Origin of the sequence: Streptomyces olindensis, from assembly GCF_040645895.1 — a bacterium.
Classification (GTDB): Bacteria; Actinomycetota; Actinomycetes; order Streptomycetales; family Streptomycetaceae; genus Streptomyces; species Streptomyces olindensis.
The window spans coordinates 1-5,580 of the sequence record NZ_JBEYZD010000152.1 but is presented as its reverse complement, the minus strand read 5'-3'; the positions used below and the strand labels follow the sequence as shown (position 1 = coordinate 5,580).

General features: G+C 71.0%; 7 protein-coding genes. 4 read left to right on the top strand and 3 right to left on the bottom strand.

Annotation, left to right across the window (positions count from 1 at the left end; genetic code table 11):
- The 3 genes from ABZ948_RS40655 to ABZ948_RS40645 all read right to left on the bottom strand — a co-directional run.
- Positions 1–1,382, bottom strand: a 1,382-nt coding sequence (locus ABZ948_RS40655; protein WP_359768163.1) for a cation:proton antiporter, incomplete at its 3' end; no start/stop codon positions are given.
- 58 nt (positions 1,383–1,440) lie between these two features.
- The gene (locus tag ABZ948_RS40650; RefSeq protein ID WP_359768162.1) at positions 1,441–1,653 is read right to left on the bottom strand and encodes a ferredoxin; all 213 of its coding nucleotides are present in this window, start codon (positions 1,651–1,653) and stop codon (positions 1,441–1,443) included.
- Between the two features lie 51 nt (positions 1,654–1,704).
- Positions 1,705–2,901, bottom strand: a complete 1,197-nt coding sequence (locus tag ABZ948_RS40645; RefSeq protein ID WP_359768161.1) for a cytochrome P450 — start codon at positions 2,899–2,901, stop codon at positions 1,705–1,707.
- Positions 2,902–3,119: 218 nt separating this feature from the next.
- Between ABZ948_RS40645 and ABZ948_RS40640 the strand changes: the two genes are divergently transcribed.
- The 4 genes from ABZ948_RS40640 to ABZ948_RS40625 are packed head-to-tail and all read left to right on the top strand — an operon-like array spanning position 3,120 to position 5,520.
- The gene (locus ABZ948_RS40640; RefSeq protein WP_359768160.1) at positions 3,120–3,884 is read left to right on the top strand and encodes a thioesterase II family protein; all 765 of its coding nucleotides are present in this window, start codon (positions 3,120–3,122) and stop codon (positions 3,882–3,884) included.
- 2 nt (positions 3,885–3,886) lie between these two features.
- A complete protein-coding gene (locus ABZ948_RS40635; RefSeq protein ID WP_359768159.1) occupies positions 3,887–4,606 on the top strand; it encodes a tryptophan 2,3-dioxygenase family protein in 720 nt (239 codons plus the stop codon).
- Between the two features lie 53 nt (positions 4,607–4,659).
- Complete coding sequence (locus tag ABZ948_RS40630) at positions 4,660–4,887, top strand: MbtH family protein (protein WP_359768158.1); 228 nt, start codon at positions 4,660–4,662, stop codon at positions 4,885–4,887.
- A 3-nt stretch (positions 4,888–4,890) separates the two neighbouring features.
- On the top strand, positions 4,891–5,520 hold the full coding sequence (locus ABZ948_RS40625; RefSeq protein ID WP_359768157.1) for a flavin reductase family protein: 630 nt from the start codon (positions 4,891–4,893) through the stop codon (positions 5,518–5,520).
- Positions 5,521–5,580 lie beyond the last annotated feature (60 nt).

Here is a 5,580-nt window from a genome sequence, read left to right as displayed (position 1 = left end):
CGCGCGCCGCCCCGCGCGGCGCGGGCGCCCCGCGCATGACGTGTCCGTCTCGCCCTCGCGGCGGGCCCCTCCCCGCACGCCCCCCCCCCCGCCAGGTCCCGGTCCCGCCGGGACCGGGCCCGCTCCTCGTCGTTGACCTCGATGCGCAGCACGGCCCGGCGGAGTACCGGCGGCGCCATCAGCGAGGTGGCGACCGCGACCAGCACCACGATGGTGTACGACGCGGTGTTCAGCACGCCCAGCCGCAGACCGATCCCGGCCACGATGATCTGGATGACTCCGCGCGCGTTCATTCCGGCGCCGAGCACAAGGCCGCTGCGGCGATCGAGACCCGCGACGCGGGCACCGAGCATCGCCCCGGCGAACTTGCCCGCGGTCGCCACGACAAGCGCTCCCAGCGCCGCCAGGACGATCACCCAAGTGTCCAGCGCCGACAGATCCATCCGCAGACCCGCCTCGGCGAAGTAGAGCGGCGCGAGAACCGAGAGCGTGACGGTGCGCAGGGGCGCCAGTCCCTTCCTCGTCTCCGCCCCGGCCGCTCCCGCCAGCAGGCCCCCGACGAGGGCACCGAACGACGCTTCCATGCCCATGGCCTGGGTGGCCGCCGCGCATCCGACGATCACCACGGTCGCGGTGCCCATGACCGCCTGCGGGGACCGCGCCCTGGCCATCAGCCACCGGACCGCCGGCCGGCCGAGGAGGAGGGCGCAGGCCGTGATCAGCACCAGCACGCACAGGGGCTCGGCGACCGATCCGAGCGTCAGCCCGCTCGCTGCCGTGGCGGACACCACGGACAGCAGCATCCAGCCGGTGACATCGTCCACCACGCCGACTGCGATGGTCAGTTGGGCTATGTCCCGGTGCAGCAGCCGCATGTCCGACAGCACTTTGGCGATCACCGGCAGAGCGCTGACGCACATGGCCACACCGATGAAGAAGGCGAACAGAGCGCGTTCGCGGTCGTCCGGCAGCAGGGCCGCGGGCGCCGCGAAGCCCGCGGCACAGCCGAGCCCCAGCGGGATCAGCAGGCCGAAGGCCCCCACCGTGAGCGACGTCCGCCGGGTGCGGCGCACCAGGGCGAGGTCGATCTCCAGCGCGGTCGTCCCGACGAGGAGGATCACCCCGACCTGGCCGACCGCGTCCAGCAGATGGGCCTGGGAGGCCTCGCTCATCCGGAGCCAGTGTTGGAATCCGGGGAAGAGCCGGCCCAGCACCGTGGGACCGAGCAGGACGCCGGCCAGCAACTCACCCGACACCGCGGGCAGCCGGAACCGCGTGGCGAGACGGCCGAGCAGCAGCGCGGCACCCAGCAGCAGGGACGCCTGGACCAGCAGGACCAGCAGGGCATGCCCGCCCAAGGGCGGGGCGGTGGCAGGCGGCATGACGGGCTCCTCCCCCGATGTCTTCGGCCGCGGCGACGACGGCGGCCCAGGACACCCCCTAGGCGTCGGTCCCCTGCTCCTGCCGGACGGTGATCGCCCGCGAAGGACAGACGCGGGCAGCGTGGTCCACCCGGTCCTGGAGTTCGCTCGGCACGTCCTGCCGGAGCAGGCGAACGGCCCCGTCCTCCTCCCGCTGGTCGAACACCTCGTCCACGGCGAGGACACACATTCCGGAGCCGATGCAGCGCTGCTGGTCGACCGTCACACGCATGTCGTTCCTCTTCTCCGTTCGCCTGTCGGTCCGCTTGCCCATGCCGGTTGCTCACCGGGGGAGAAAACGCACCGGCAGTGAGCTGTAGCCGTTGAGAAAGGTGGACTGGATCCTGGTGGGCGGCCCGGTGACCTCCAGTTCGCGGACCGTCGCGGCGAGCACGGCCAGCAGGGCGCGCAGTTCGGCCCGGCCGAGGAAGGCCCCCAGGCAGTAGTGGGGTCCGTGGCCCAATGCGACGTGCCGGTTGGGGGACCGGGACAGGTCGAAGCAGCGCGGATCCGCGAACACCCGCTCGTCGTTGTTGGCCGAGATGTTCCACATCGACACGATGTCTCCCGCCCGCACCCGCCGGCCCCCGATGACGTGGTCGCGGGTGGCCGTACGGGCGAAGTGGAAGGAGGGGGTCGCCCAACGCAGCGCTTCCTCCACAGCGGTGTCCAGGTCGACCCGGCCGTCCCGCAGGGCCCGCCACTGCCCGGGGTGTTCGGCGAGGGCCTTGACCGTGCTGACCGCCGACACCCGCGAGGACTCGTCCCCGCCGATGATCAGGCTGTAGCAGTTGAGGGCGACCTCCTCCAGGCTCAGCGGTTCGCCCTGGACCACCCCGGTGGCAAGCGTGCTGATCACGTCGTCGCCCGGGTCGGCGCGACGGCGCTCGGCCAGGTCCATGAAATACAGGACGAGTTCGTTGCGCGATTCCAGGGAGTCGAGTTCGTCCGCCCCGGTCAGCGCTCCCTTGCTCCACCCGAGCAGTTCGGGCCGGTCCGTCTCGGGGACGGACAGCAGATCGCAGATCGTGTGCATCGGCACGTGTTCCGCGACCTCGGTGGCGAAGTCGAAGCTCTCCAGGTCGACGGCGCGCTCGATGAGCGCGGCGGTGCGCCGCTCGACCTTCCGTGCGACCGTGTCGAGCACCCTCGGCGAGAGGGCACGCCACATCAGGGCCCGCAGTTCCCGGTGGCGCGGCCGGTCCGTGACGGCCAGCATCCTGCCCCCGGCGGTGTCGTCGCCGCGCAGCAGTACGTCGAGCACGGTGCCGCGGCCGGAAGCCAGGGCACCGGAAGCGCCGTAACAGGAAACGACGTCGGCGTACCCGGCCACGACCCAGAACCCGGGCCGGCCCTGCGCGGCGGCATGCCAGTACACCGGCTCGGTCGCCCGCACTTCGGCGAAGAACTGGAACGGGTCCCGCTCCATGAACGTGCGCGAGTCGGTCAGATCGAGCGAGGCGACCACTGTTCGGCTCATCGTCCGCATCCCCACTGAAGGCTGGTAACGCACTGCGCGCAGTGCCCGACACCGGCTGGCGGTTCGCAGATCATCACAAGCGGCCGAGCCGGCCCGCTCCAGTTGTGTCAGAAGTCTTTCGCGGCCGGTCCTGACGGTGACGGAGAGCCGAAAGATTGCCCTGCCGCCGCGGGACGCCGTGAGACCTTACGAACACGTCCGACACGGAGGAGCGCGTCATGCTTCGTTCTGGCCGGGACCACTGCCTGCGGACGCTGGCCCAAGCGCCCGCACCCACCACACGGCTCGTCTGCCTCCCGCACTCAGGTGGCACCGCCGCCGTCTACAGGGCCTGGGCCGCGGGTCTCCCGCCGGCCGTCGAGCTGCTGGCGGCACAGTATCCGGGACACGGCGACCGCTTCGGCGAGCCTCTGTCGGCCGAGGTACGCGCGCTGAGTTCGGAGCTCGCGTCCGAACTGCTGCGCCTGCGCCCGCTGCCCACCGTGCTGTTCGGACACAGCCTCGGGGCGCTGGTCGCCTACGAGACCGCCCTGACCCTGAGCGCGCTGGGCCGCCCTCCCTCCGGCCTGTTGGCATCCAGCTGCCCGCCCCCCGGCACGGTGAGCAGAGTGCTCGCCGGGACCCTCTCCGACGGCGAACTGTGGTCCCTGACCCACTCACTGGGCGGGGCCGACCCCGCCATGGCCGACGACGCGGAGCTGGCGGAAGCGCTGCTCCCGGTGCTGCGCGCGGACATCACGGCGCACGAGCACTACCGGCCGGAGTCCCCGGCCACTCCCCTGTCCTGCCCCGTCCGCTGCTACCACGGCGTTCAGGATCCGCTCGTGGACGGCGCCTCGCTGGCCGGCTGGGCCTCCGTCACCACCGGGCCGTTCAGCCTGCTCGAACGAGACGGCCACCACTTCCACCCGTTCCAGGACACCGAACGACTCCTCACCGACATCCTCGCCTTCCTCGACACGGACTCACTGACGCGGAGCTGACCATGGCTGAGCTGAGCTATTCCTCGTACCTCCAGACGGAGACCCTGCTCTCGCTCCAGGAGACGCAGATCCCCGAGACGGCCGACCCGACCGTGGTCCTGGCCGAACACTTCTTCATCGTCGCCCACCAGTCCTGCGAGCTCTGGCTGAAGCAGACCGTCGCGGACCTGAGCCTGGCGAGGGACCTGCTGTCCGGTCCCTGCCGGCCGGCCGAGGGGGCGGAGACCGGCGTGGAACTGCTCCAGCGCGCGGCCGAGTTGCTCCGAGTCCTCCATGAACAGGTACTCGTCCTGGAACGCCTCCAGCTGCGCCACTTCGTCCAGTTCCGGCCCTACCTCGGAACGGCCAGCGGGGCCCAGTCAGAGCAGTTCCGGGTACTCGGCCGACTGCTGGGGGACGGCAAGGAGGAGGGCGAGCTGTACGAGGCCTTCGTGGCGAACGCCACCCACCAGCACTGCACCGTGGCCGAGGTCTGCCGCCTCGGGAGCGCCGGCGGCGTTCTGCACCGGGTCGCCGAGGCACTCCTGGACGTCGGCAACGGCTACTGGCGCTGGAAGGTGGCCCACTTGGGGCTGATGTCGAAGATGGTCGGCGGGCAGCAGGGCACCGGAGGCACGTCCGGGGAGGAGTTCCTGATGCGGCGGATCACGCTCCCCTTCCCCGAACTGCGGCGGCTGCGCGGCGCCCTGCACGCGGAGGAACTCTCACCCAGCCCCGCGTGAGCCCCCACCCGCCCCCACCCTCACCCTCACCTCACCGAACGCAAGGGGACTCCATGGCAGCGGACGACAGCGACCGGCTCCATCACGTCGTGATCAATCACGAGCGGCAGTACTCCGTCTGGCCCGCGGACAGCACGACCCCGGCGGGATGGTCACCCGTCGGCTTCACCGGCACGCTCGACGACTGCCTCGCCCACGTCGACCGGGTCTGGACGGACCTGCGCCCGCAGAGCTTGCGCGGTCCCGGCGCCGATCGTCCCCGCGACACCGAAAGCGACTGATCCATGCTGGACATCGACGTGGCGGACATGACCCGGCGACAGCGCGAGCGGCTGCTGCTGTGGAGCGTGGTCCCCCGGCCTGTCGCCCTGGTGAGTACGGTCTCCCCGAGCGGGGCGGTCAACCTGGCCCCGTTCTCGTACTACACGGCGGTGGGGTACTCCCCGATGGCTCTGCTCTTCTGCGCGGGCCGACGGGCCGACCGTTCCGAGAAGGACTCGTGCCGCAACGCCCGCCCACCGGCCGAGGGAGGCACAGGGGAGTTCACCGTCAACGTCCTGATCGAAAAGCACGCCGAAGCGGCCACCGCCTCGGCGAAACCGCTCCCGCACGGCGAGTCGGAGTATGAACTGGCCGGGCTGCGGCCAGTGCCCGGGCGGAGGGTCCACTCACCGCGCATCGACGGTTCCCCCATCGCCTTCGAATGCCGGACGTCCGCGGTGGTACCGGTCGGTGACCACTTCGTCGTCATCGGCGAGGTCGTGCACGTCACCGCGGACGAGGGACTGATCGACGAAACGGACTTCCACGTCGACCCCGCCCGGCTGGGCTCGGTCGGCCGCATGGGTGCCGCCGACTACGTCCGCACCCTGGACCGGTTCGTCGTACAAAAGGCCAGGTCAGAACGCATCTGACCTGGCCTTTGCTGGAGCCGCCTTCGGGATTCGAACCCGAGACCTACGCATTACGAGTGC